This window comes from Streptomyces sp. NPDC006259 (assembly GCF_042870975.1).
In the GTDB taxonomy this organism is placed as follows: Bacteria; Actinomycetota; Actinomycetes; order Streptomycetales; family Streptomycetaceae; genus Streptomyces.
In genome coordinates this window covers 1068199-1092044 of sequence record NZ_JBIAHY010000001.1, presented here as the reverse complement: position 1 = coordinate 1092044, position 23846 = coordinate 1068199, and the positions used below count along the sequence as shown (strand labels likewise).

The 23846-nt window shown below is 72.9% G+C and carries 20 protein-coding genes and 1 pseudogene; 8 read left to right on the top strand and 13 right to left on the bottom strand.

What is annotated here, in order from left to right:
- Positions 1–60: 60 nt before the first annotated feature.
- From ACFYO5_RS04535 to ACFYO5_RS04495, 9 genes are all read right to left on the bottom strand, one after another.
- The gene (locus ACFYO5_RS04535) at positions 61–1089 is read right to left on the bottom strand and encodes a glutamate ABC transporter substrate-binding protein (RefSeq protein WP_388704081.1); all 1029 of its coding nucleotides are present in this window, start codon (positions 1087–1089) and stop codon (positions 61–63) included.
- A 14-nt stretch (positions 1090–1103) separates the two neighbouring features.
- Positions 1104–2459, bottom strand: a complete 1356-nt coding sequence (locus ACFYO5_RS04530) for a hypothetical protein (RefSeq protein WP_356559809.1) — start codon at positions 2457–2459, stop codon at positions 1104–1106.
- Between the two features lie 760 nt (positions 2460–3219).
- Entirely contained in the window at positions 3220–4191 is a 972-nt protein-coding gene (locus ACFYO5_RS04525) for an N-acetylglucosamine kinase (protein ID WP_388704078.1), read from the bottom strand.
- Positions 4182–5447: a 6-phospho-beta-glucosidase gene (locus ACFYO5_RS04520; protein WP_388704075.1), complete on the bottom strand. Its 1266-nt coding sequence runs from the start codon at positions 5445–5447 to the stop codon at positions 4182–4184. Before ACFYO5_RS04520 ends, ACFYO5_RS04525 begins: the two co-directional genes overlap by 10 nt.
- 7 nt (positions 5448–5454) lie before the next feature.
- Positions 5455–6354 (bottom strand): carbohydrate ABC transporter permease, encoded by a 900-nt coding sequence (locus tag ACFYO5_RS04515; RefSeq protein ID WP_388704073.1) that lies wholly within the window; start codon positions 6352–6354, stop codon positions 5455–5457.
- Between the two features lie 3 nt (positions 6355–6357).
- On the bottom strand, positions 6358–7329 hold the full coding sequence (locus tag ACFYO5_RS04510) for a carbohydrate ABC transporter permease (protein WP_388704070.1): 972 nt from the start codon (positions 7327–7329) through the stop codon (positions 6358–6360).
- A 2-nt stretch (positions 7330–7331) separates the two neighbouring features.
- Complete coding sequence (locus ACFYO5_RS04505; protein WP_388704068.1) at positions 7332–8675, bottom strand: ABC transporter substrate-binding protein; 1344 nt, start codon at positions 8673–8675, stop codon at positions 7332–7334.
- 61 nt (positions 8676–8736) lie between these two features.
- Positions 8737–9948 carry an ROK family protein gene (locus tag ACFYO5_RS04500; protein WP_388704065.1) on the bottom strand — a complete coding sequence of 404 codons (1212 nt, stop codon included), beginning with the start codon at positions 9946–9948 and terminating at the stop codon, positions 8737–8739.
- Positions 9949–10324: 376 nt separating this feature from the next.
- Entirely contained in the window at positions 10325–11431 is a 1107-nt protein-coding gene (locus ACFYO5_RS04495) for a mechanosensitive ion channel family protein (RefSeq protein WP_356559803.1), read from the bottom strand.
- Between the two features lie 315 nt (positions 11432–11746).
- On the opposite strand from ACFYO5_RS04495, the gene ACFYO5_RS04490 reads away from it, so the two are divergent.
- Positions 11747–12283: an HNH endonuclease gene (locus ACFYO5_RS04490; RefSeq protein WP_067244152.1), complete on the top strand. Its 537-nt coding sequence runs from the start codon at positions 11747–11749 to the stop codon at positions 12281–12283.
- Positions 12284–12442: 159 nt separating this feature from the next.
- Here ACFYO5_RS04490 and ACFYO5_RS04485 read toward each other — a convergent pair.
- Positions 12443–12607 (bottom strand): annotated as a pseudogene (locus tag ACFYO5_RS04485) (RNA polymerase sigma factor); the annotation flags it as partial.
- Between the two features lie 284 nt (positions 12608–12891).
- On the opposite strand from ACFYO5_RS04485, the gene ACFYO5_RS04480 reads away from it, so the two are divergent.
- The 3 genes from ACFYO5_RS04480 (at position 12892) to ACFYO5_RS04470 (ending at position 15547) form a co-directional block, all read left to right on the top strand.
- Positions 12892–13104, top strand: a complete 213-nt coding sequence (locus ACFYO5_RS04480; protein ID WP_388704062.1) for a hypothetical protein — start codon at positions 12892–12894, stop codon at positions 13102–13104.
- Complete coding sequence (gene malQ, locus ACFYO5_RS04475) at positions 13105–15180, top strand: 4-alpha-glucanotransferase (protein ID WP_388704060.1); 2076 nt, start codon at positions 13105–13107, stop codon at positions 15178–15180.
- A gap of 85 nt (positions 15181–15265) precedes the next feature.
- Entirely contained in the window at positions 15266–15547 is a 282-nt protein-coding gene (locus ACFYO5_RS04470) for a hypothetical protein (RefSeq protein ID WP_388704058.1), read from the top strand.
- 122 nt (positions 15548–15669) lie between these two features.
- Here the strand turns inward: ACFYO5_RS04470 and ACFYO5_RS04465 are convergent, their stop codons facing one another.
- Complete coding sequence (locus tag ACFYO5_RS04465; protein WP_388704056.1) at positions 15670–16173, bottom strand: MarR family winged helix-turn-helix transcriptional regulator; 504 nt, start codon at positions 16171–16173, stop codon at positions 15670–15672.
- Between the two features lie 214 nt (positions 16174–16387).
- On the opposite strand from ACFYO5_RS04465, the gene ACFYO5_RS04460 reads away from it, so the two are divergent.
- Together ACFYO5_RS04460 and pepN are read left to right on the top strand one after the other, a co-directional pair.
- Positions 16388–17323, top strand: coding sequence for an EamA family transporter (locus ACFYO5_RS04460; protein ID WP_388704054.1), 936 nt, complete (start codon positions 16388–16390; stop codon positions 17321–17323).
- A gap of 31 nt (positions 17324–17354) precedes the next feature.
- Complete coding sequence (gene pepN / locus ACFYO5_RS04455; protein WP_388704051.1) at positions 17355–19958, top strand: aminopeptidase N; 2604 nt, start codon at positions 17355–17357, stop codon at positions 19956–19958.
- Between the two features lie 82 nt (positions 19959–20040).
- On the opposite strand, the gene ACFYO5_RS04450 is transcribed toward pepN, so the two are convergent.
- Positions 20041–21234, bottom strand: coding sequence for an RNA polymerase subunit sigma-70 (locus ACFYO5_RS04450; RefSeq protein ID WP_388704049.1), 1194 nt, complete (start codon positions 21232–21234; stop codon positions 20041–20043).
- A gap of 132 nt (positions 21235–21366) precedes the next feature.
- On the opposite strand from ACFYO5_RS04450, the gene ACFYO5_RS04445 reads away from it, so the two are divergent.
- The gene (locus ACFYO5_RS04445; RefSeq protein ID WP_388704046.1) at positions 21367–21888 is read left to right on the top strand and encodes a DUF1203 domain-containing protein; all 522 of its coding nucleotides are present in this window, start codon (positions 21367–21369) and stop codon (positions 21886–21888) included.
- Between the two features lie 65 nt (positions 21889–21953).
- Here the strand turns inward: ACFYO5_RS04445 and ACFYO5_RS04440 are convergent, their stop codons facing one another.
- Positions 21954–22973 carry an aspartate-semialdehyde dehydrogenase gene (locus ACFYO5_RS04440; RefSeq protein WP_356559794.1) on the bottom strand — a complete coding sequence of 340 codons (1020 nt, stop codon included), beginning with the start codon at positions 22971–22973 and terminating at the stop codon, positions 21954–21956.
- A 339-nt stretch (positions 22974–23312) separates the two neighbouring features.
- Here ACFYO5_RS04440 and ACFYO5_RS04435 point away from each other — a divergent pair, with 339 nt between their 5' ends.
- Positions 23313–23846, top strand: coding sequence for a sigma-70 family RNA polymerase sigma factor (locus ACFYO5_RS04435; protein ID WP_388704043.1), 534 nt, complete (start codon positions 23313–23315; stop codon positions 23844–23846).

Sequence of the window (23846 nt, the reverse complement as noted above, 5' to 3'; positions counted from 1 at the left end):
CGATCACCTCTCGTCGCTGTGTACGTCTCCTGCTCGGTCCGCCGTCCGCCGGCCGTCCCGTCAACTCGTGCGCAGATACTGCGGCGCGGGCGGCATCGACGTCGCCGAGTCCGCACCCAGTGTCGCCGACAGCCAGCCGGCGTACGACCGTTGCCAGCCGTCCGCCCGGTACGCCACCAGGATCTGGTTGACCCGGCGTACCAGGTCGTCCGCGTCCTGCTTCATCGCCACGCCGTAGTACTCGGCCGTGAACGCGGCGCCCTTCAGCTCCACCGTGGGGTCCTGCGCGGCCTGGCTCGCCGCCAGGGCGCCGTCGGTGACCACGGCGTCGACCTCGCCGAGCTGCAACCGCACCAGGCAGTCCAGCTGGTTGGGGACGGTGGTGGAGATGTCGGCGGTCGCGGGCAGCTTCCCGGCCTTCAGGTCCTCGGTCAGCTGGGTGTTGGCGGTCGAACCGGCCGCCGTGCAGATCCGCTTCTTCGCCAGCGTGTCGTCGTAGCCCGTGATCGTCGACGACTTGGGGGCCAGGACCTGCTGGCCCGTCTTGAAGTACGGCGCGGAGAACGCGACGTTTTTGATCCGGTCGCAGGTGATCGTCATCGTGCGGACCACCATGTCGACCCGGCCCTCCTCGATGGCCGGGATGCGCTGGTTGGTCGGGATCGCCTTGAACTGGACGGCGTCGCGGTCGCCCAGGATGTCCTCGGCGATCCGCCGCACCAGGTCGATGTCGAAACCCTCCAGCACGGCGCCCGTGTTGTTGGGGTCGCGGTAGCCCCACCGGTAGCTGTTCTGGTCGACGCCGACGATCAGCTTGCGCTTCTCACCCGTACGGGCCTTGATCGCGGCGATCGTCGGACCGTCGGCGGCCGACGGCGCCAGCGTCTGCTTCTCGGGGGACCGGCATGTCGTGTCGACCGCCTGAACGCCCTCGGCGGCGCCGGGCCCGCCGGTGCCGGTGCTGCCGTCGCCCTGCGACTGGGTCCACGGCAGCAGCAGCGCGAACCCGAGGGCGAGGACGCAGACGAGCGCCATCGCGCCCACCCCGCCCCAGCCCCGCAGACCGGCCCGCATCCGTCGAACTCGCATTGTCACGCCCCCTTTCACCGGTACTCCGACAGCCTGCGGCCGATGCCGAGGACCGCGCCCGCCGCCGCCAGGACGGCGAGGACGGCCGCGCCCAGCGGCAGCCCGCCCATCGCGTCCAGGCCGTCACCGGCCGCCTGCTTGAACTCGTACTGCTCGTGGTCGAGCGCGCTCGCCAGGCTGGCGTCGACGCCGTCGAAACACGCGCCGGTCGCACCCTTGGCGCCGATCACCAGGGCCAGTGCCTGCTCGTAGTTGCCGTTGTCGTCCTGGGCGCGGGCCGCGGTGTGGCGCTTCTTCCACTCCGCCATGTTGCCCTGCGCCGTCGCGACCGGCTTCCCGCCCGCCTGGTCGTCGGCGAGCCGCGCCGCCGCCGCGAGGCCCTTGCCGAGGGTCGCCATCTCCTCGGTGAAGTCGTGGTCGTACGCGTCGAGCGTCGTGTCGCCGACCTTCACGGTCTCGGCGCCGCGCGCGACCAGCGTGAGGTTCTCGTTGCCGCGTGCCTTCAGCGAGGCGATGCGCGCGTCGTGCAGGACGTTGAGGGAGCGGACGCCGTGGTCGTAGGAGTCGTCGAGCCCGGCCCGGGCCAGGCTGTGACCGACGACCAGCCACAGCAGGACGACGGCGGAGGCCGCGGACGCCGCGACCAACCCGTGGTTCAGGACCCGGTTCGTACGGCGGTAGTTGCGGTGCTGCGCCCAGCCGAGGGCGGCCAGCGCGAGGACACCGAGGGCGATCGCCGCCCACGGGTACGGTTTCGCGGCCGCGTAGTCGTCCTGGAGGCGCTGGTTCTCCTTCTTGTAGAGATCCTCGGCGGCCGGGAGCATCTCGTCCTGCATCTTCTGGTTGGCGTAGCGCAGGTACGCGCCGCCGACCGGGAAGCCCTGCCGGTTGTAGGTGCGGGCGCGCTCCACCAGGCCCTTGTACTCCGGGAGCAGCTTGTTCAGCTTCGTGATCGCCGCGGTGGAGGGGGAGCCGGCGTCGGAGTTGTTCGCCGCGGTGACGAGCTTCGCGGCGGCCGTGTCGATGTCGTCCTCGTAGCGGTTGCGCGACTCGGCCGTCTCCTGGCCGCCCGCCAGGAAGCCGCTGGACGCGGCGGTGTTGGCGTCGGCGAGCGAACGGTAGATGTCCGCGGCGGCCGTGCTGAGCGGCTGGCTCTTGTGCAGCACGTCGTCGGCGGCGGCCGTGCGGTCGCTCATCTGCCAGGCGGTGACGGCGCCGAACGCGACGACGAGGAGGGCGAGGACGGCGCCGATGATCCGGAGCCTGCCCGGCTCGGTGGTCGCGGCGGAGCGCAACTGGTCGACGCCCTCGGCGAATGCCGTCCGGCGGCCGGGCGGTGACGCCGTGATGGTTGTCGGCGGGTTTGCCACGTCTGTCTGACCTCCCCCATGGTCAACTGTCGCGCCAGTATCGCGGCTCGGCGCGATGTTGCGCACCGGGCTTAGCTGGATCTTGATCAGATCGCAGCAGGGCCCTGCGGGTGAACACGTCGCAGGCGCGGGTTCGGTTCCACCGGGGGAGGGGCCGTGGTCGCGCCGCGGGCGCGTCGTGGCTGATCACCCCCAGGCGGCGGAGCCGCGTGTCGGTACGGTCCCGCGTCCCCTCGGGCCGGTGCGGTCAGGGGCGGGCGGGAGCGGGGGGCTGCGCCCGGTGCGGGGTGCAGGCGTGGTGGGCGGCCCGGCCGTCCGGGGAGGCGCGCGGCAGGCAGGTCTGTTGAGCCGCGGGTGGGGCCCGGTGGCCATGTGCGGTCAGCCGTGCGCGCGTCGTGGCTGGGCACCCACGCGGCGGAGCCGCATGTCGTACGGTCCCCGCGCCCCTCGGGCCGGTGCGGTCAGGGGGGAGCGGCGGTGTCGCCCGGTGCGGGGTGCAGGCGTGGCGGGCGGCCCGGCCGTTCGGGGGCGCGCGGCAGGGATCACGCGATACGCGCGGCCCTGCCACCCGCAGACGCGTGCGGCAGGCAGGTCCGCCGGGCCGCGGGTGGGCCCGGTGGCCAGGTGCGGTCGGCGGGGGAGGGGCGGTCCGGTGGCCGGGTGTGTGGTCGGGGGACCTGCCTGCCGGCGGAAGGGACGGGTGGGCGGCGGTCCGTCGGCGCGGGGGTGTGTGGTGCGCCTGCGGTGGCACCCGTGCCGGTCACGCCCGGAAGTGGGAGCGGGCCTTCTCCTGTGCCTCCGGGCTCGCTCGCACCCGGTCCAGGCCCAGGAGCGCCGCTCCCAGGACGGGGGGTTGGCGTACCACCCTCGGGGTCGCCTTCGGGGCCCTCGCCGCGAGCGACTCGCCGATGGCGTCGTCCAGTTGGCGGTGGCCCGCCGTCAGGACCCCGCCGCCCAGGAGTACCGGGGTCTCCTCCGCCAGCAGGTCGAGGCGGGTCAGGGCGACCGTGGCCATGCCGACGACCTCCGCCGCCAGGCGGTCGACGACCGTGCGGGCCACCGTGTCGCCGGCGGAGGCCGTGGCGAAGAGGACCGGGGTCAGCTCGTGGCGGCGGGACGGGGGGACGCGCTCCAGGTGCAGGGACTCGATGAGGGCGTACATGGTGGGGAGACCGAAGTGGGCCGGGAGGGTGTGCGTCAGGGCGGTGGCGGGGCCCCGGCCGTCCTCGGCCCGTGCCGCGTGCCACATGGCCTCCTCGGCGAGGGCCCAGCCGCCGCCCCAGTCCCCGGAGATCCGCCCGAGCGCGGGGAAGCGGGCGGTGCGGCCGTCGGGGCGCATGCCGACGCAGTTGATGCCGGCGCCGCAGACGACGGCCACGCCCCGCGGCTCGGCGACGCCCGCCCGCAGGATTGCGAAGGTGTCGTTGCGGACCTCGACGGACTCGCCCCACGCGCGCGCGTGCAGCGCAGCCGCCAGCCGTTCCTCCTCCACGGGCAGGTCGGCATTGGCGAGGCAGGCCGAGACATGGGTCACCGAGGTGACCCCCGCGGCGGCGTACGCGCGCGTGACGGCGTCCGCGAGGGCGTCCACGGCCGGGCCCACGCCCACCGCGGGCGGCCGGAAGCCGCCGCCGCGGGCCGTGGCGAGAACCTCCCCGTCGGCCGCCACGACGGCGACGTCCGTCTTGCTGTTGCCCGCGTCGATGGCGAGGACACGTGCGGTCAGGCCCACGCGAGATGCTCCCGGTTGTGTGCGATCAGTTCGTCGGTCAGCGTCTCGGCGTACGCGTACTGGCCGATCAGGGGATGGGCGAGGAGCGCGCGGAGGACGCGGTCGCGGCCGCCGCGCAGGGCCGCGTCCAGGGCGAGGGCCTCGTAGGCGGTGACGTTCGCCGTCAGGCCCGCGTACAGCGGGTCCACCGCGGTGACCGGCAGGGGGGAGGGGCCCTTGGGGCCGACCGCGGCCTGCACCTCGATCACCGCGTCGTCGGGCAGGAAGGGCAGCGTGCCGTTGTTGTGGGTGTTCACCACCTGGTAGGGGCTGCCGGATCCGGTGAGCAGCGCGGCCGCCAGGTCAACGGCCGCCTCGGAGTAGTAGGCGCCGCCCCGCTTCGCCAGCAGCGCCGGCTTCTCGTCCAGGGCCGGGTCGCCGTACATCTCCAGCAGCTCCCGCTCCATGGCGGCCACTTCGGCGGCGCGCGAGGGTTTCGTGCGCAGTTCGCGCACGACCTCGTCGTGGGCGTAGTAGTAGCGCAGGTAGTAGGAGGGGACGACGCCCAGCCGGTTCAGCAGGGGACGCGGCAGGTGCAGGTCGGCGGCGATCGCGTCGCCGTGGTCGGCCAGCAGCGCGGGCAGGACGTCCGCTCCCTCGGGACCGCCGAGGCGCACCCCCGTCTCCCAGGTGAGGTGGTTGAGGCCCACGTGGTCGAGGTGGATCTCGGACGGGGAGGTCCCCAGCAGCGCGGCGAACCTGCGCTGGAAGCCGATGGCCACGTTGCACAGTCCGACCGCCTTGTGCCCGGCCTGGAGCAGGGCGCGGGTGACGATGCCGACCGGGTTGGTGAAGTCGATGATCCAGGCCTGGGGGTTGGCGCGGCGGACCCGGTCGGCGATGTCGAGGACCACGGGGACGGTGCGCAGTGCCTTGGCGAGGCCGCCGGCGCCGGTGGTCTCCTGGCCGACGCAGCCGCACTCCAGGGGCCAGGTCTCGTCCTGCTGCCGGGCGGCCTGGCCGCCGACGCGGAGCTGGAGCAGGACGGCGTCGGCGCCGTCGACCCCGGCGTCGAGGTCGGCGGTGGTGACGATCCGGCCGGGGTGGCCCTGCCGGGCGAAGATGCGCCGGGCGAGTCCGCCGACGAGTGCGAGCCGGTCGGCGGCCGGGTCGACGAGGACGAGTTCCTCGATCGGCAGGGTGTCCCGCAGACGGGCGAAGCCGTCGATCAGTTCGGGTGTGTAGGTCGAGCCTCCGCCGACCACGGTGAGTTTCATATCCGGGCTAACCCTTCACTCCGGTCAGGGTGACGCCCTCGACGAACGCCTTCTGCGCGAAGAAGAACACGAGGATCACGGGGGCCATGACCAGCAGGGTGGCGGCCATGGTGAGGTTCCAGTCGGTGTGGTGCGCTCCCTTGAAGGACTCCAGGCCGTAACTCAGTGTCCAGGCGCCGGGGTTCTCGGAGGCGTAGATCTGGGGGCCGAAGTAGTCGTTCCAGGCGTAGAAGAACTGGAAGAGGGCGACGGCCGCGATGCCCGGCTTGGCCATCGGGACCACCACCCGCAGCAGGGTGCGCAGTTCGCCGCAGCCGTCGACCTTGGCCGCGTCGACGTACTCGTTCGGGATGGTCGTCAGGAACTGGCGCAGCAGGAAGATGGAGAACGCGTCGCCGAACGCCATGGGGACGATCAGCGGCCACAGGGTGCCGGACAGGTCCAGCTGCCTGGCCCAGAACAGGTACATGGGGATCACGACGACCTGTGGCGGCAGCATCATCATCGAGACGACGAGCATCAGCGTGAGATGGCGGCCCCGGAAGCGGAACTTGGCGAGCGCGTACGCCACCGGGAGCGAGGACACGACCGTCAGCACGGTGCCGAGGCCGGCGTACAGGAGGGTGTTCCGCCACCAGGTGAGGAAGCCGGGGGTGTCGAACACGCGCCGGTAGTTGTCCCACTGCCAGGTGTCGGGGATCAGGTCCCGGCTGAGGGCCTGCGAGTCGCTCATCAGGGAGGTCAGCAGCACGAAGACGAAGGGCAGGGTGAAGAAGAGGGCGGCGGCCACGCCGAGGGAGTGGACGGCGATCCACTCCAGCAGGGCCCGGCGGCGGGCGGTGCGTTCCGCCGGGGTGGCGGCGGGCGACTCCACCGGTTCGTCGAGTACGCGGGACACGTGGGTCATGGGTCAGTCACCTGCCTGGATGAGCCCGCCCCGGCGCCGCATCAGCAACGCGGTGAACGCCATCGACAGGGCGAAGAGGACCAGGGCGACCACGCAGGCCGAGCCGTAGTCGAAGCGCTGGAAGCCGAGGTTGTAGACGAGCTGGGGGAGGGTGAGCGTCGACTTGTCCGGGTAGCCGGGCTCGAACAGGGTGCCGGCGCCCTGGATGACGCCCGAGGCGACCTTCCCGGCGACCAGCGGCTGTGTGTAGTACTGCATCGTCTGGATGACTCCGGTGACGACGGCGAACAGGAGGATCGGCGAGATGTTCGGCAGCGTCACGTACCGGAACCGCTGCCACGCCGACGCGCCGTCCAGCTCCGCCGCCTCGTACTGTTCCTTGGGCACGTCGAGCAGCGCGGCCATGAAGACGACCATCAGGTCGCCGACGCCCCAGAGGGCGAGCAGGGTGAGGGCGGGCTTGGACCAGGCGGGGTCGTTGAACCAGCCGGGCGCCGGGATGCCGACGCTCTCCAGGAGCGAGTTGACCGGGCCGGTGCCGGGGTTGAGCAGGAACGCGAAGGCCATGGTGGCCGCGACCGGCGGGGCGAGGTAGGGCAGGTAGAAGAGGGTGCGGAAGACGCCCGTGCCGGTCCTGATCCGGGTGATGAGCAGGCCGACGCCGAGTCCGAAGAGGACCCGGAGGGTGACCATCACCAGGACCAGCCAGAGGGTGTTGCGCAGGGCGGGCCAGAAGTAGGGGTAGTGCTCGAAGACGTACGTCCAGTTCCTCGTTCCGGCCCAGGTCGGCGGCTTGAAGCCGTCGTAGTGCATGAACGAGAAGTAGACCGTGGACAGCAGCGGGTAGGCGAAGAACACCGCGAAGCCGATCAGCCACGGCGACAGGAAGGCGGTGGTGCGAAGCGCCGCCCGGCGGCGCTTCGACCTCAGCGTGTGGGGCCTCGGCGTGTGGGGCCTCGGTGCGGGGGTGCTCACGGTCACTTCGCCTGCGCGATGTCCGTGTCGATCTGCGCGGCCGTCTTCTCGAGGCCCGCCTTCAGGTCCTTCAGCTTGCCGCTCTCGTAGTCGAAGCCGAGCTGCTGGAGCGTCGAGAGGTACACCCCGCCGTTGACCGAGGCGGGGGAGGTCGTCGAGTGGGGGTTGCCGGCGATGTCGAGGAAGGTCTTGAAGCGCGGGTCGTACGTCAGCTTCGGCGACTTGAGGGCGGCGAGCGTCGAGGGCACGTTGTGGATGGCGTTGGAGAAGGTCACGACGGCGTCCGTGTCGGTCGTCATGTACTTCACCAGTTCCCAGGCCGCGTTCTGCTTCTCGCTGGTGGCGGCGATGCCGGCGATGGTGCCGGTGATGTAGCCCTTGCCGTACTGGTCCGCCTGGTCGTCGGGGACGGGCAGCGGGGCGACGCCGATCTCGAACCCGGGCTTGGCCTCCAGGGCCATGCCGAGGCGCCATTCGCCGTCGAGCTGCATGGCGACCTGCCCGGTGTGGAAGGGGTGCTTGGGTCCCCACTCGTCGCCGAGGCCGGCCCGGTACCTCTCCAGCTTCCGGTAGCCGCCGAGGGAGTCGACGAGCTTCTTCTGGAGGACGAATCCGGCTTCCACGGCCGGGTCGGTGGCCACGGTGGACCTGCCGTCCCGGTCGAAGTAGGTGGGCGAGAACTGGCCGAGGTAGTGCTCGGTGGTGCTCTCCCAGCCGTGGTAGTTCGGCATGAACCCGAGCTGCCGGTAGCCGTCGCCCTCGGGGATCGTCAGCTTCTTCGCGACGGTCCCGAACTCGGACCAGGTCTTCGGCGGCCCGCTGATGCCGGCCTTCTCGAAGGCGGTCTTGTTGTAGTAGAGGCCGTACGCGTCACCGAGCAGGGGGACGGCGCAGCGGTCGCCCTCGAACTGGGTGTACTGGTTCATGGCCTTGGGGAACGTGGTCTCCGGGTCGATGCGCGCCTTCTCGAAGAAGGGGTTGAGGTCGACCAGGGCGCCCGACGAGCAGAACTTGCCGACGTTGTTGGTGGTGAACGACGAGATCACGTCGGGAGCCTTCGAACCGCCCGCCCGCAGCGCCTGGTTGATCTTGTCGTCGGTCATGTTGCCGACGACGTTCACGTGGATGGCGGGGTGCGTCTTCTCGAACCCGGCGACCAGGTCCCGCACCGCCTTCACCTCGCCGGGCGCGCTCCAGGCGTGCCAGAAGGTGAGGGTGGTCTCCTTCGAGGCGTCGTCGTCGGCGCCGGAGGAGGCCTGGCCGGTACAGGCGGTGCTGAGCAGGGCCAGGGACGCGGTCAGGGCGAAAGCCGCTTTCCGGGCCACTTCGGGAATGCGTGCGGGCATGACGGGGCCTCCCAGGGACGGGCGTGGCGATGAGGGGTGACGGCGTGGGTGCGGGGGTGGGTCAGCGCGAGGTGTCGAAGACCTCGTCGCGGGTGGCCGCGAGCGCGCTCTCCAGCGCGCCGCGCAGCACGGGCTGTTCGGTGACGCCCCCGACGACGAGCTTCGGCCGGGACGCGGCCAGCTCCGCCAGTTCGGCCTGGACGAGGGCGCGCAGCACCTCGCCGCCGGCGGTCAGGGAGGCCCCGCTGAGGACGACGAGTTCGGGGTCGAGGACGGAGACGAGGGAGGCGAGACCGGTCGCGAGCCGGGTGGCGTAGGTGGCGAGCAGCTCGCGCAGCGGGCCGTCCTCCTCGGCGGCGGCCCGCGCGACGAGGGCGGCGGCGGTCTCGGCGTACGGTCCCGAGGGGATGCCGGTGACGCCCAGTTCGCGGGCCAGTCTCGGCAGGGCCTGCGAACCGGCCAGTTCCTGGTAGCCGCCGCTGTTGGCCTTGGTGACCTGCCGGACCAGGGGGGCGCCCGGCACGGGCAGGAAGCCGACCTCGCCCGCGCCGCCGGTCCAGCCGCGGTGCAGCCGGCCGCCGAGGACGAGGGCGGCGCCGAGGCCCCCCTCGTTCCACAGCAGCACGAAGTCCTCGTGGCCGCGGGCCGCGCCGAGCCGTTGCTCGGCCACGGCCACGAGGTTGACGTCGTTCTCGTACTCGACCGGCATCGGCAGGACCGCCGCGAGGTCGTCGAGCAGTGCGGGGGAGTGCCAGCCGGGCAGGTGGGAGGCGTAGCGCAGCCGGCCGGTGGTGGGGTCGAAGGCGCCCGGCGTGGCGACGACCAGCCGCCGCACGTCGTCCCGGGCGAGCCCGGCGGCCTTGACGGCACCGTCCAGTGCCTCGGTGACCTGCCGTACGACGGTTCCCGCGCCCTTCCGGCCGGGTGTGGGCACCTCGTACGCGCCGATCGTGCGGCCCGTGATGTCGGCGACGGCGGCGAGGACGCGTTCGGGGGTGACGTCGAGGCCCGCGGCGTGACCGGCGGCCGGGTTCACCTCGTACAGCTGGGCGTTGGGTCCGGGCCGTCCCTCGGTGGTGCCGGTGGCCAGGACCAGTCCCGCCGCCTCCAGCCGGGACAGGAGCTGGGAGGCGGTCGGCTTGGACAGGCCGGTGAGCTTGCCGATCCGGGTGCGGGACAGGGGTCCGTGCGTTAGCAGCAGGTCCAGGGCGGCGCGGTCGTTCATGGCGCGCAGGACGCGCGGGGTGCCCGGCGTACCGGCGGTTCCTGCCATGGGTGTGCACCTGCCCTTCTCAGCCGCCCAGCTTCTCAGCGATCACGCGGGGAAGTCCATCAAGGGGGCGTCACCCCTCGCCGCCGATCATTGTTAGGAAAGTTTCCTATCCGGTGGAGGGAAGGTAAGCCCGGCGGCCCGGAGGCGTCAAGGGAGGCGCGGGAGCACGGAGGGGGGTGTGCGTGGCTCCGCCCGGACCCCCTCCTCCGCCTGGCGGCGCACGGCGCCGGACCCCGCTACCTGATCCGGCCTGATCCGACCTGATCCGAATTGGACCCGGGGCCCGGCTCCGCTACTTCCCGTCCCCGGCGGGGCCCGGCTCCGCTGCTTCGCCGTCCCCGGGGTGATCCGAACGGAAGACCCCGGGCCCGGCTCCCTACTTCGCCGCCCCCGGCGGGGTCACGGGGGTCAGCGGGGACGCCGCCGCCACCTGCGGGGAGGCCGCGTTGGAGTACACCGACGGGGCGGCGACGGCGGCCGTCGGGTCGTTGTCCGGGTCCTGCTCCGGCGGGACCGTGGCACCGCCGACGATGCGGATGTGCGCCGCGTCGAAGGCGCGCTTGATCCGCCAGCGCAGCTCACGCTCGACGGTCAGGGACTTGCCGGGCATCGTCTTCGCGGAGACGCGGACCACCATCGAGTCGATCAGGACGCTGTCCAGGCCGAGCACCTCGATCGGGCTCCAGAGAAGCTCGTTCCAGGGCTCCTCCTTGTTCATCTTCTCGGCGACGTCGACGAGGATGGCCTTGACGCGGTCCAGGTCCTCGGACACCTTGACCGTGACGTCCACCCCGGCCGTCGCCCAGCCCTGCGACAGGTTGCCGATCCGCTTGACCTCGCCGTTGCGGACGTACCAGATCTCGCCGTTGTCGCCGCGCAGCTTGGTCACGCGCAGGCCGACCTCGATGACCTCGCCGGAGGCGACGCCCGCGTCGATCTGGTCGCCGACGCCGTACTGGTCCTCAAGGATCATGAACACGCCGGACAGGAAGTCCGTGACCAGGTTGCGGGCGCCGAAACCGATGGCGACACCCGCGACACCCGCGGACGCCAGCAGCGGGGCCAGGTTGATCTCGAAGGTGCCGAGGATCATCAGTGCGGCGGTGCCGAGGATGAGGAAGCTCGCCACCGAGCGCAACACCGAGCCGATCGCCTGGGAGCGCTGGCGGCGCCGCTCGACGTTGACCAGCAGACCGCCCAGCGCCGTGCCGTCGACGGCCTGGACCGTGCGGTTCATCCGGTCGATGAGCTTGGTGATGGACCGGCGTACCACCACGCGCAGGATCGCCGCGATCACCAGGATCAGCAGGACGCGCAGGCCGATCGCGAGCCACGTCGACCAGTTCTCCTCGACCCAGCTGGCGGCGTTCGTCGCGCTCTCCTGGGCGTCCTGGAGGGTCGGGACGGTCACGGCGGTCGGCGACTCCGAGGGGGTCGGCGTCGGCGACGAACCGGCGGCCGTCAGGACGGCGGACAAGGACACGGCAGGTACCTCCAGGTGCGGCACTGCTCCCGTCGGCGTGGACGTCAAGGTGGTCCAGGTCACGAAAAGGTCACCGACAGGGCAGAGCAACCACACTAACGGGGCATCGTGGGTGCCTCGGCGCGATGGGTGAAGGAGAGGCCGTGCTCACCCGCGCTTGAACAGGCAGGGGTACTGGGGAGGTATGCAGATGTGGTCGAAAACACTCCCAGCCCGTTACCGGGACATGGTGGCGCGCCCACCAGGCAAGAGGGGAGACTGACCTCAGATCGTCCCGGCGCGAGCCACGCGCCGCCGACGCCCAAGGAGGCATCCGTGCCGCATGTCCTGGTCCTGAACGCGTCGTACGAGCCGCTCGGCGTCGTACCGCTCCGCCGCGCGCTCGTCCTCGTCCTGGAGAACAAGGCAGTCTCCCTGGAGGAGTCCGGCGCCTTCCTGCACAGCGCGACCGTCACCGTCCCCGCACCCAGCGTGGTCCGGCTCAAGCGATTCGTCCGGGTGCCCTACCGAGGACCCGTACCGCTCACCCGCCGGGCGCTCTTCGCTCGTGACGGGGGCCGGTGCATGTACTGCGGTGGCGTCGCCACCAGCGTCGACCACGTCATCCCGCGCAGCCGCGGCGGCAAGCACGTGTGGGACAACGTCGTGGCGTCCTGCCGTCGTTGCAACCACGTCAAGGCCGACCGTCACCTCGTCGAGATCGGCTGGCGGCTGCGGCACAAACCCGCCCCGCCCACCGGTCTGGCCTGGCGCATCATCGGCACCGGCCATCGGGACCCGCGCTGGCTGCCGTACCTGCAACCGTACGGCGCGGACGACGCCCTGGCCCGGATCGACGGCATCTCCGCCTGACCGTCCGGGCTTTCGTGTGCCCCGTGGCCGCGCCACGGGGCCCCGCGGCGCGGCTCAGCCGCGTGAGTGCTCCGGGCGGCCGCCTCGCACCGGATCGGGGGCCGAGTCCGCCCGCACCGCCGCCCACCCGGCGAGGGCGACCGTCCCGGCGACCGCGGCCTGCACCACCTCCCGCACCACCTCGGGATCGGCGCAGCGTCGGGTGAGCCGTGCGTGCAGCCAGCCGGCGTGCCGGTCGTACAGCGCGGCCAGGGCGCGGGCGTCCCCGTCGGCGACGGACCGCAGCAGCGCCGCGTCCGTGTCGCCTTCCCCGTGGCCCCTCATGGGGCGGAACAGTCTCACACCCACTCTGTCGGCCGGCCCGGCGCCGACGGTTCACTCCGGGAAGCGACCGGCGCGCGGTCTGCCCTATTCATCACTGCTTGGGCAGAATGTCAGGGTGAGGAATGTGACGAGATGCGTGTTGTCCGGTGCGGGGACGTCTGCGGTCGCGCCCGCTGGGTAGGGCTTTTGCGGTAACCGCCAGACACCGTCAGGCGCCGCCCGCGCGCCCTACGACGCCGCCGCGCATCCCCTGCGAAGGCGCCGTCCCCGACAAGGAGGCCACCGTGGTCGCACCGGCACAGCAGTTGCTCCCGGACCCTTCCAAACGTCCGGCGGCGCCGTCCGCCTACACCGAGGAACCCCACCTGTACGTGTGCAGCGCGGAGGGCGCCCGTGCCGAGGCGCCGCTGACCAGCGAACCCCCGCTGCCCGACGCCGAGCCCCTGACCAGCGAACCGCCGCTCGCCGCCGCGGACTCCGACTTCACGAGGCCGTAGATGACCGCACCCCTCGGAGAGGACCTCGTCCGGCTCGCCGGGCTGCACGGCGTCGACGTCTCCTACCGGCCCTCCCCCGACCGCACGGTCACCGCCTCGGCCGCCGCCGTCACCCGCGTCCTGGCCGCCCTCGGCGTGGACGCGGGCACCCCGGGGGCGACCCGTGCCGCGCTGGCCGACCGGGAACGCGAACTGGCCGCGCGGCTGCTGCCGCCGACGGTGGTGCACTGGAGCGGCGGCGCCGAGCCGGACGCCCTCGCCGCCCTCCCCGCCGGCACCCGCCTGCTCGTCGAGACCGAGCAGGGCGAGACCCGCGCCTCCCTCGACCAGCTCCCGCCGGGCGTCCACGCGCTGACCGCGACCGCGCCCGACGGCCGTACCGCCCGCGCCCACCTGGTGGTGGCCCCGCCCCGGCTGCCCACGCCCGCCAAGCGCTCGTACGGCCTCCTCGTCCAGCTCTACTCCCTGCTGTCCGGCCGCTCCTGGGGCATGGGCGACCTCGGGGACCTCGCCGAGCTGACCGGCTGGGCCGCGCGGACGCTGGGTGCCGGGTTCGTGCAGGTCAACCCGTTGCACGCGGCCGTGCCCGGCGCCCCCACCGATCCCTCCCCCTACCGGCCCTCCTCCCGCCGCTTCCCCGACCCGGTGCACCTGCGGATCGAGGACGTCCCCGAGTGGGCGTACGTCACCGACACCGAGCGGGCGCGGGAGCTGCGGGAGCGGGCCGCGGGGCTGCGCGGGACCGTCCTCGACAAGGGTGCGCTGATCGACCGGGACGCCGTCTGGGAACTGAAGCGGGAGGCGCTGGAGCTGATCGCCGCCGTGCCGCTCGGACCGGGGCGGCGCGCCGACTACTGCGACTTCCTCGCCCGCGAGGGGCAGTCCCTGGAGGACCACGCCACCTGGTGCGCGCTGGCCGAGGTGCACGGCTCCGACTGGCACCGGTGGCCGGAGGGGCTGCGCGACCCGCGCTCCGCCGACACCGCCCGCGCCCGCCTGGAGCTGATGGACCGCGTCGACTTCCACTCCCGCCTCGCCTGGCTCACCGACACCCAGCTCACCACCGCCCAGCGCGTCGCGCGCGAGGCCGGCATGCCCCTCGGGATCGTCCACGACCTCGCGGTCGGCGTGCACCCCGGCGGCGCCGACGCCTGGGCCCAGCAGGACCACCTCGCGTCCGGCATGTCCGTCGGCGCGCCGCCGGACGCCTTCAACGCCCGCGGCCAGGACTGGGGCCTGCCCCCCTGGCGCCCCGACCGGCTCGCCGAGTCCGGTTACGCCCCCTACCGCCGCCTCCTGCGCGCCCTCTTCCGCTACGCCGGTGCCCTGCGCATCGACCACGTGATGGGCCTGTTCCGGCTGTGGTGGGTCCCCCAGGGCGAGCCACCCACCGAGGGCGCCTACGTCCGCTACGACGCCGAGGCCATGCTCGCCGTCCTGGTCCTGGAGGCGTCCCGGGCCGGCGCGGTGGTGATCGGCGAGGATCTCGGCACCGTGGAGCCGGGTGTGCGCGAGTCCCTGCGCGAACGCGGGGTGCTCGGCACCTCCGTCCTGTGGTTCGAACGCGACTGGGCGGGCGACGGCCGCCCGCTGCCCCCCGACCACTGGCGCGCCGACTGCCTCGCCACCGCCACCACCCACGACCTGCCGTCCACCGCCGCCCGTCTCACCGGTGAACACGTGGAACTCCGCGACCGCCTCGGCCTGTTGACCCGACCGCTGGAGGAGGAACGCGCGGAGGCCGCCGCCGACACCGGCGAGTGGCTCGACGTCCTCTCCCGGCTCGATCTTCTGCGGGGCACCGGCGGCGGCGGTGACACCTCCTCGGAGGAGGCCGAGATCCAGGCCGTCCACCGGTTCCTGCTGAGCACTCCCGCCCGCATGATCGGCGTCTGGCTCCCGGACGCCGTCGGCGACCGCCGTCCGCAGAACCTCCCCGGCACCTGGGACCAGTATCCGAACTGGCGCCTGCCGATCGCGGACGCCCAGGGCCGGCCGGTGACGCTGGAGGAGCTGGCGGCGTCCCCGCGGCTGCACGCGCTGATGGAGGTGGTGCGGGAGGGCGACGGCGCGTGAGACCGGGCAGGGGGCGCGGGGGCGTCCGCGCCTCGTACGGCACCCCGGACGCGCGCACCCGAGGACCGTTCGCTAACTTGGCACCGTGGACAAGAAGAACGCCCTGCGCGCCGGCGCCCTGGCCGCCGGTACGACGCTGATGATGCTGCTCATGTCGTCCCCCGCCCTCGCGCTGACCCGCGACGACGGCGACGACCCCGGTCCGGGCCTCAGCGTCGTCGAGACGCTGGGCCTCTACGTCCTGGCGCCTCTCGCGCTGTTCGCCGCCATCACCGGCCTGGTGTGGGTGCTGGACCGCTCGAAGGACCGCGGCGACGTCACCAGTTCCAACATCACCGTGAAGGGCGAGGCCACCAAGGCCCACTGACCCCTTCGCCGGCACGCCTTCCGAGGGCGCCGTCCCCGACGTCCGTACGCGCACACCGCCGTACGGCGCCGGAGACGGCGCCCTCGCGCGTGTGCGCCCGCCGCGCCGGGAGTCCGGCCCCCCTACTGTTCCGTCGCCAGGAGCAGCTCGCGCAGCAGGCCCGCCAGCTGGCCGGCCCGTTCGGCGTCCAGGGCCGATGCCAGGGCCTCCGTCTGGACGGCGAGGCCCGCGCCGACCGCCTCCTCGACCACGGTCAGGCCCTGCTCGGTGAGGGTCACCCGCAGCCCCCGGCGGTCGTGCGGGTCGGGGGAGCGGCGCAGGAGCCCGGCCCGTTCCAGTTTGTCGAGGCGGCCGGTCATGCCGCCGGTGGTGAGCATCAGCGTCGCGGACAGCTGCCGGGGCGAGAGGGCGTACGGCTCGCCGGAGCGGCGCAGGGTGGCCAGCACGTCGAACTCGCCGCGTGAGATCCCGAGGCCCGCGTAGGCCTTCTCCATGCGGTCGCCCATCGCGCGGGCGAGCCGGGAGACGCGGCCGAAGACCTCCATGGCGGTGGTGTCGAGGTCGGGCCGTTCGGCCGCCCACTGCTCGACGATCGCGTCGACCGGGTCCTTGCGCTGTGCACTCATGCGGGGAGTATCCGCCCGCCTTCCGGTCGCCCGCAAGAAAGTAGCTTGACGGCAAGTTGCTTAGAGCTAAGCTAGTATCCGCAAAGCTAATCACCGCCGAGCCTTCGCCGAGTCGATCACCGCCAGAACCGATCACCGCCGGGCCGATCCCCGAGCCGATCACCACCAAGGCGACCACCGTCAAGCCAACCGCCTCCCGAGAGGGGTGCCGGTCATGAACCGGGCCGCGACCGTCCTGCTCACCGCCCTCGCCCCCGTCTCCTGGGGCACCACCTACGCCGTCACCACCGAGTTCCTGCCGGCCGACCGCCCGCTGTTCACCGCCCTCATGCGCGCCCTGCCCGCCGGCCTGCTGCTGCTCGCCCTCGTGCGGGTGCTGCCCCGCGGCGCCTGGTGGGGGAGGGCGACCGTGCTCGGCGCCCTCAACATCGGCGCCTTCTTCCCGCTGCTGTTCCTCGCCGCGTACCGGATGCCGGGCGGCATGGCGGCCGTCGTCGGCTCCGCCGGGCCGCTGTTCGTCATCGGGTTCTCGGCGCTGCTGCTCAGGCACCGGCCCGCCCTCCGCACCCTGCTCACCGGGGTCGTGGCCGTGTTCGGCGTCAGCCTCGTCGTACTGAAGGCGGCCGGGGGGCTGGACGCGGTCGGGCTCCTGGCGGCACTCGCCTCCACGGCGTCGATGTCGGCCGGTCTCGTCCTGGCCAAGAAGTGGGGCAGCCCCGACGGGGTGGGCCCGCTGGCGCTCGCCGGCTGGCAGCTGACCATCGGAGGCCTGCTCATCGCCCCCCTCGCCCTCCTCGTCGAGGGCGCCCCGCCCGCCCTGGACGGCGCGGCCGTCGGCGGCTACCTCTACCTGGCGCTGGCGGGCACGGCCGTCGCCTACTGGCTGTGGTTCCGCGGGATCGGCCGGCTCAGCGCCACCCAGGTCACCTTCCTCGCGCCGCTCTCCCCGCTGACCGCCGCCGTGGTCGGCTGGGCCGCCCTCGGCGAGGCGCTGACGGCCGTGCAACTGGCCGGTATGGCGCTGGCGTTCGGCGCGACGGTGGCCGGACAGCTCGGCTCGCGCCGTACCGGGGCCGCCCCGACCGTGGAAGGCCGACGGGAGGCGCCTCGGAAGGTCGTCGCCCGACGCGGCACCGCCGTGGAAGGATGACGCAACCGACACATCACGAGGAGATGACCGCGTGCCTGGCACAAACCTGACTCGCGAAGAGGCGCAGCAGCGGGCGAAGCTGCTCACCGTTGACTCGTACGAGATCGATCTCGACCTGTCCGGTGCGCAGGAGGGCGGGACCTACCGGTCCGTGACCACGGTGCGCTTCGACGTGGCGGGCGGGGGCACCTCCCGCTCGAGCGACGCCGGGAGCGGGGGAGGCGCCGAGTCCTTCATCGACCTGGTGGCGCCGACCGTCCACGAGGTGACGCTCAACGGGGACCCGCTCGACCCGGACGAGGTGTTCGCCGACTCCAGGATCGCCCTGCCCGGCCTCCTGGAGGGCCGTAACATCCTGCGCGTCGTCGCCGACTGCGCCTACACCAACACCGGTGAGGGACTGCACCGGTTCGTCGACCCGGTCGACGAGCAGGCGTACCTGTACACGCAGTTCGAGGTGCCGGACGCGCGCCGCGTCTTCGCCTCGTTCGAGCAGCCGGACCTCAAGGCGACCTTCCAGTTCACGGTCAAGGCGCCGAGCGGCTGGACCGTCATCTCCAACTCGCCGACGCCGGAGCCCAAGGACGACGTCTGGGTGTTCGAGCCGACCCCGCGCATCTCCACGTACATCACCGCGCTGATCGTCGGCCCGTACCACTCCGTGCACAGCGTGTACGAGAAGGACGGGCAGAGCGTGCCGCTCGGCATCTACTGCCGGCCCTCGCTCGCCGAGTACCTGGACTCGGACGCCATCTTCGAGGTCACCCGGCAGGGCTTCGACTGGTTCCAGGAGAAGTTCGACTACGCGTACCCGTTCAAGAAGTACGACCAGCTGTTCGTGCCGGAGTTCAACGCGGGCGCGATGGAGAACGCGGGCGCGGTCACCATCCGCGACCAGTACGTCTTCCGGTCCAAGGTGACCGACGCGGCGTACGAGGTGCGGGCCGAGACGATCCTGCACGAACTGGCCCACATGTGGTTCGGCGACCTCGTCACCATGGAGTGGTGGAACGACCTGTGGCTGAACGAGTCGTTCGCCACCTACACCTCCATCGCCTGCCAGGCGTACGCGCCGGACAGCCGGTGGCCGCACTCCTGGACGACGTTCGCCAACTCCATGAAGACCTGGGCGTACCGGCAGGACCAGCTGCCGTCGACCCACCCGATCATGGCCGAGATCCGCGACCTCGACGACGTCCTGGTCAACTTCGACGGCATCACCTACGCCAAGGGCGCCAGCGTCCTCAAGCAGCTCGTCGCGTACGTCGGCACGGACGCGTTCTTCGCGGGCGTGCAGGCCTACTTCAAGCGGCACGCGTTCGGCAACACCCGCCTGTCCGACCTGCTGGGCGCGCTGGAGGAGACCTCCGGCCGCGACCTGGGCGTCTGGTCGGAGAAGTGGCTCCGGACCGCCGGCATCAACATCCTGCGCCCCGAGATCGAGACCGACGCCGACGGCGTCGTCACCTCCTTCGCGATCCGCCAGGAGGCGCCCGCCCTGCCCGCCGGCGCCAAGGGCGAGCCGACGCTGCGCCCGCACCGCATCGCCGTCGGCCTGTACGACCTGGACGGGGCGAGCGGCAGGCTGGTGCGCGGCGAGCGCGTCGAGCTGGACGTGGACGGCGGACTGACGGCCGTACCGCAGCTGGTCGGCAAGCGGCGGCCGGACGTCGTCCTGCTCAACGACGACGACCTGTCGTACGCCAAGGTCCGTCTCGACGAGCGGTCCCTCGCCTTCGTCACCGAGCACCTCGGCGACTTCGAGGAGTCCCTGCCGCGCGCCCTGTGCTGGGCGTCCGCCTGGGACATGACCCGCGACGCCGAACTGCCCACCCGCGACTACCTGTCCCTGGTGCTGTCCGGCATCGGCAAGGAGTCCGACATCGGTGTCGTGCAGTCCCTGCACCGCCAGGTCAAGCTCGCGATCGACCTGTACGCCGACCCCGCCGCCCGCGAGGCGCTGCTGACCCGCTGGACGGACGCCACCCTGGCGCACCTGCGGACCGCCGAGGCGGGCAGCGACCACCAGCTGGCGTGGGCCAGGGCGTTCGCGGTCACGGCCCGCACGCCGGAGCAGCTGGACCTCCTGGAGGCGCTGCTGGAGGGCACGCAGACCATCGAGGGCCTCGCCGTCGACACCGAGCTGCGCTGGGCGTTCGTGGAGCGCCTCGCGGCGGTCGGCCGGTTCGACGAGACGGAGATCGCCGGCGAGTACGAGCGCGACAGGACCGCCGCCGGCGAGCGCCACGCGGCGACCGCCCGCGCCGCCCGTCCGACGGCGGAGGCCAAGGCGGAGGCGTGGGCGTCGGTCGTCGAGTCCGACAAGCTGCCCAACGCCGTCCAGGAGGCCGTCATCGGCGGCTTCGTGCAGACCGACCAGCGCGAGCTGCTGGCGCCGTACACGGACCGGTACTTCGACGTCGTCAAGGACGTCTGGGACTCCCGTTCGCACGAGATCGCCCAGCAGATCGCGGTCGGCCTCTACCCGGCCGTCCAGGTCTCCGAGGAGACCCTGCGCAGGACCGACGCCTGGCTGACCTCGGCCGAGCCGAACGCGGCCCTGCGCCGCCTCGTCTCCGAGGCCCGCTCGGGCGTGGAGCGCGCCCTGAGGGCCCAGGCGGCGGACGCGCGGTAGCGGCGGCCGCCCGCGGGGCTCGTACGGTGGTGAGGGGCGTCCGGTGTCCGGCCGGGCGCCCTTCGCCGCGCCGCGGGAGCGTTCACAGCCGCAGGGGGAGCCCGAAGGCCGGGAAGAGATGCGGCTCGAAGGACGTGATCTCCACGATCCGGCCACCCTCGGCCCACAGCACGTCGAGGGCCTCGGCGCGGTAGACGTTCGTACCGGGCCGGCGGAGGTAACCCCCCGCCGCCGGCTGCCCGTTGGCGCGGGCGGGCAGGTACCGCCAGTGGCCCGGGAAGGCCGCGGAGGCCGGGTCCCGGCTCGGCCGCAGGAAGGCCGGCACGGCGTCTCGGCCCCGGCACCAGTACGGGTTCGGCGGCGCCGTCAGCAGCACGTCGTCGGCGAGCAACCCGCCCAGCGCGGCCTGGCCGAGGGCCTCGCATGCGGCCATGTACCGGGCGAGCAGAGCCTCTTCGCGCTCGGCCGGCTCCCGTGGCCGCCGCTCCGGCAGCAGGGAGCGCAGGGCGGCACGGGCCCGCTCCAAGGAGCCCTCCACCGACACCGGCGTCAGGTCGAGCGTCTCGGCGGTCTCGGCTCCGCTCAGCCCGAGCACGTCCCGCAGGATCAGCGCGGCCCGCTGCCGGGGCGGAAGGTGCTGCAACGCCACGAGCAGGGGCAGCTCCACGGTGCCGTACGGCCCCGGGGCGTCCCCGGCCGTCTCCGGCAGCTCGGCGTCCGGGTAGGGCTGGAGCCAGGTGACCCGCGCGGGCGGCTCACCGGCGAGGTGGTCCGCGCCGGGGAGCGGCTCGTAGTCGTGGGGGCGCCGCGCGGTGCGGCGCAGCAGATCCAGGCAGGCGTTGGTGGCGATCCGGTACAGCCACGTCCGTACGCTCGCCCCGGCCCGGAAGGTGTCCCGGGCCCGCCAGGCCCGCAGGAACGTCTCCCGGACCAGGTCCTCGGCGTCGTCGTAGGAGCCGGTCATGCGGTAGCAGTGGACCAGGACCGCACGGCGGTGCGTCTCGGTGAGCGCGGCGAAACCGGCTGCCGGCAGGGCGAGTTCGGGCGGACCGGCGTCCGGTTCGCCGTACCCGTGATTGTCGTCCGCCGCCGTGTCCCGCGCCGTCCGGGCGACCCGCCGCAGGCGGTCCACGGAGGCCGTCAGCTCCACCACCCCGGCGTACAGAGCGGCCGGATCGCCGGGCGTCAGCTCCGCCGCCCCACGTCCGACGTCGGCGACGAGACCCTCCACGGTCACCTCGTCGCAGGGGCGGGACTCCGCGTCGGTCGAGGCCACGCTCACCTCCTGTTGGTTGAGAACGTGACGACCGTACGCCGGATCACGTCCGCGCCAGACCGGGAAGGTGAGATGTGCGCGATGTCCGAAACCCGCCGGTGGGGCGGCCGGCGACGCGTCAGCCTGGAACGCATGACGACCACCACCGCGACCACGATCCACACGGCGCGCCCCATCGCCCCCGCCGCCCTGGCGGAACTCCGCGTCACCGACGACGCCGGGCGCCCCACGACGGCCTTCACCGACGGCGAGGGCGGCGCCCCGCTGCGCTGCTGCCTGCGCCGCGCCACGCCGGGAGAGCGGATCGCCCTCGTCTCGTACGCGCCCCTGCGCCGCCGGGCCGCCGCGACGGGCACCGACCCCGGGGCGTACGACGAACAGGGCCCCGTCTTCGTCCACGCCGACCCGTGCGCGGGCCCGGACCCGGACGACGGCACCCTGCCCTTCCCCGGCGCGCACCGCACGGTCCGCCGCTACTCGGCGGACGGCCGCATCCTGGGCGGCCGGCTCGTCGGGGACCCCTCGCCTGAGGCGTTCGCGCGGGCCTTCCGGGAAGCGTTCGACGACCCGGCCGTGGCGTTCGTCCACGTCCGGGCCGTCGAGTACGGCTGCTACCTCTACGAGGTGGTCGCGGAGACCACCCGTGACCACTAGCGCCCCGCCCTCGCCCTCGTCCTCGCCTCCGCCGGGCGCCGCCCGGCGGGCGGGCGACGGCCGGCCTACCGGGCCTTCAGCTCCTTCGCCACCAGCTCCGCGATCTGCACCGCGTTCAGGGCGGCACCCTTGCGCAGGTTGTCGTTGGACACGAACAGGGCGAGACCGTTGTCCACGGTCTCGTCCCGGCGGACGCGGCCCACGTACGACGGGTCCTTGCCGGCCGCCTGGAGCGGGGTCGGGATGTCGGTGAGGACGACGCCCTCGGCGTCCGCGAGCAGCTCGGTGGCGCGCTCGGCGCTGATCGGGCGGGCGAAACGGGCGTTGATCTGGAGGGAGTGGCCGGAGAACACCGGGACACGCACACAGGTGCCGGAGACCTTCAGCTCGGGGATCTCCAGGATCTTGCGGGACTCGTTGCGGAGCTTCTGCTCCTCGTCCGTCTCGTTCAGACCGTCGTCCACGACCGAGCCGGCCAGCGGGATGACGTTGAAGGCGATGGGCCGCTTGTACACCTGCGGCTGCGGGAAGTCGACGGCCTCGCCGTCGTGGGTCAGCCGGTCGGCGTCGGCGACGACCTTGTGCACCTGCCCGTGCAGCTCCGCCACGCCCGCGAGACCGGAGCCCGACACCGCCTGGTAGGTGGCGACCACGAGGGCCTCCAGGCCCGCCTCCGCGTGCAGCGGCTTGAGAACCGGCATCGCGGCCATCGTGGTGCAGTTCGGGTTGGCGATGATGCCCTTGGGGCGGTCCGCGATCGCGTGCGGGTTCACCTCGGAGACGACCAGCGGCACGTCGGGGTCCCGGCGCCAGGCCGAGGAGTTGTCGATCACGACGGCGCCCTGCGAGGCGACCTTCTCGGCCAGCGCCTTCGAGGTCGCGCCACCGGCGGAGAACAGCACGATGTCGAGCCCGGAGTAGTCGGCGGTCGCCGCGTCCTCGACCGTCACGCCGTCCAGCTCCGTCCCCGCGGAACGAGCCGAGGCGAACAGGCGCAGCTCGCTGACGGGGAAGTTCCGCTCCTTGAGGATCCTGCGCATGACCGTGCCGACCTGACCGGTGGCTCCGACGATTCCGACCCTCACGACGACTCCCTCTGTCCGTGCTTCCGCGTGCCTGTCGCCCGCGTGCGTATTGCCTGGCCGAGACTTTTCCATGATGCGGCCGACATGGGCGTGCCTGTCCAATTCTTTGGCCGCCATGCCCGAGGACTGGGACACCCCGCACCCCCGAACGGTTCCGGAACTCCCGTCCGCACCCCCGCTGAGCTGGAGGAATTCGCCCCGTGGGGGCTCCCTGCCGCAAGCTGTGCGGTCGCGCGCGGCGGTGTGACGTACGCCTCCGGACGATTTCCCGGGCGCCGCGCCGAACCTTTCCGCGCGCGGCGGCGTCGTAGAGGTGACGCGGGGAGGGGAGGGGTGTCCGTGCTGCGCAGAACGGCCCGCCGCGGACCGGGGGAGGGCACCGCGCACGGTGATCCCCTGGACGCGGCGCAGGAACGCCGGGTGCGGGCGGTGCTCGCGCTCGGCGGGGTACCGCAGGCGGACCTGCCGGACGGGGTGCAGCAGGTCCGCCTGCGGTTGCTGGAGCGTGCCGCCAAGGGGGACGAGGCGCCGCGGGACGTCTCGGCGTGGGCGGCCGTCGTCGCCTCCAACCTCGCCATGGACTGGCACCGGGCCAAGCGCCGCCAGGAGCGCCTCGGAGAGCGACTGGCCTCCCTGCGCCAGCACGAGCACCCCTCGGGCGAGGACACCAGCGTGCTCTCCCTCGCCGTCGCCCAGGGCCTGGACGACCTGCCCGACGCCCAGCGACAGGTGGTCGTCCTGCGTTTCTACGCCGACCTCCCGGTGCGCTCGATAGCCGAGGAGCTGGGCGTCCCCGAGGGCACGGTCAAGAGCCGCCTGCACACGGCGGTCCGCGCCCTGCGCGCCCGCCTGCACGAGGACGAGGTGGTGTGA

What these genes read in the sequence shown, in the direction of transcription:
- ACFYO5_RS04535 (WP_388704081.1), bottom strand. Translation starts at nt 1,089, where the DNA reads ATGCGAGTTCGACGGATGCGGGCCGGTCTGCGGGGCTGGGGCGGGGTG.
- ACFYO5_RS04460 (WP_388704054.1), top strand. Translation starts at nt 16,388, where the DNA reads ATGAACCGGGCCGCGACCGTCCTGCTCACCGCCCTCGCCCCCGTCTCC.
- ACFYO5_RS04465 (WP_388704056.1), bottom strand. Translation starts at nt 16,173, where the DNA reads ATGAGTGCACAGCGCAAGGACCCGGTCGACGCGATCGTCGAGCAGTGG.
- ACFYO5_RS04515 (WP_388704073.1), bottom strand. Translation starts at nt 6,354, where the DNA reads ATGACCCACGTGTCCCGCGTACTCGACGAACCGGTGGAGTCGCCCGCC.
- ACFYO5_RS04500 (WP_388704065.1), bottom strand. Translation starts at nt 9,948, where the DNA reads ATGGCAGGAACCGCCGGTACGCCGGGCACCCCGCGCGTCCTGCGCGCC.
- ACFYO5_RS04445 (WP_388704046.1), top strand. Translation starts at nt 21,367, where the DNA reads ATGACGACCACCACCGCGACCACGATCCACACGGCGCGCCCCATCGCC.
- ACFYO5_RS04520 (WP_388704075.1), bottom strand. Translation starts at nt 5,447, where the DNA reads ATGAAACTCACCGTGGTCGGCGGAGGCTCGACCTACACACCCGAACTG.
- malQ (WP_388704060.1), top strand. Translation starts at nt 13,105, where the DNA reads ATGACCGCACCCCTCGGAGAGGACCTCGTCCGGCTCGCCGGGCTGCAC.
- ACFYO5_RS04505 (WP_388704068.1), bottom strand. Translation starts at nt 8,675, where the DNA reads ATGCCCGCACGCATTCCCGAAGTGGCCCGGAAAGCGGCTTTCGCCCTG.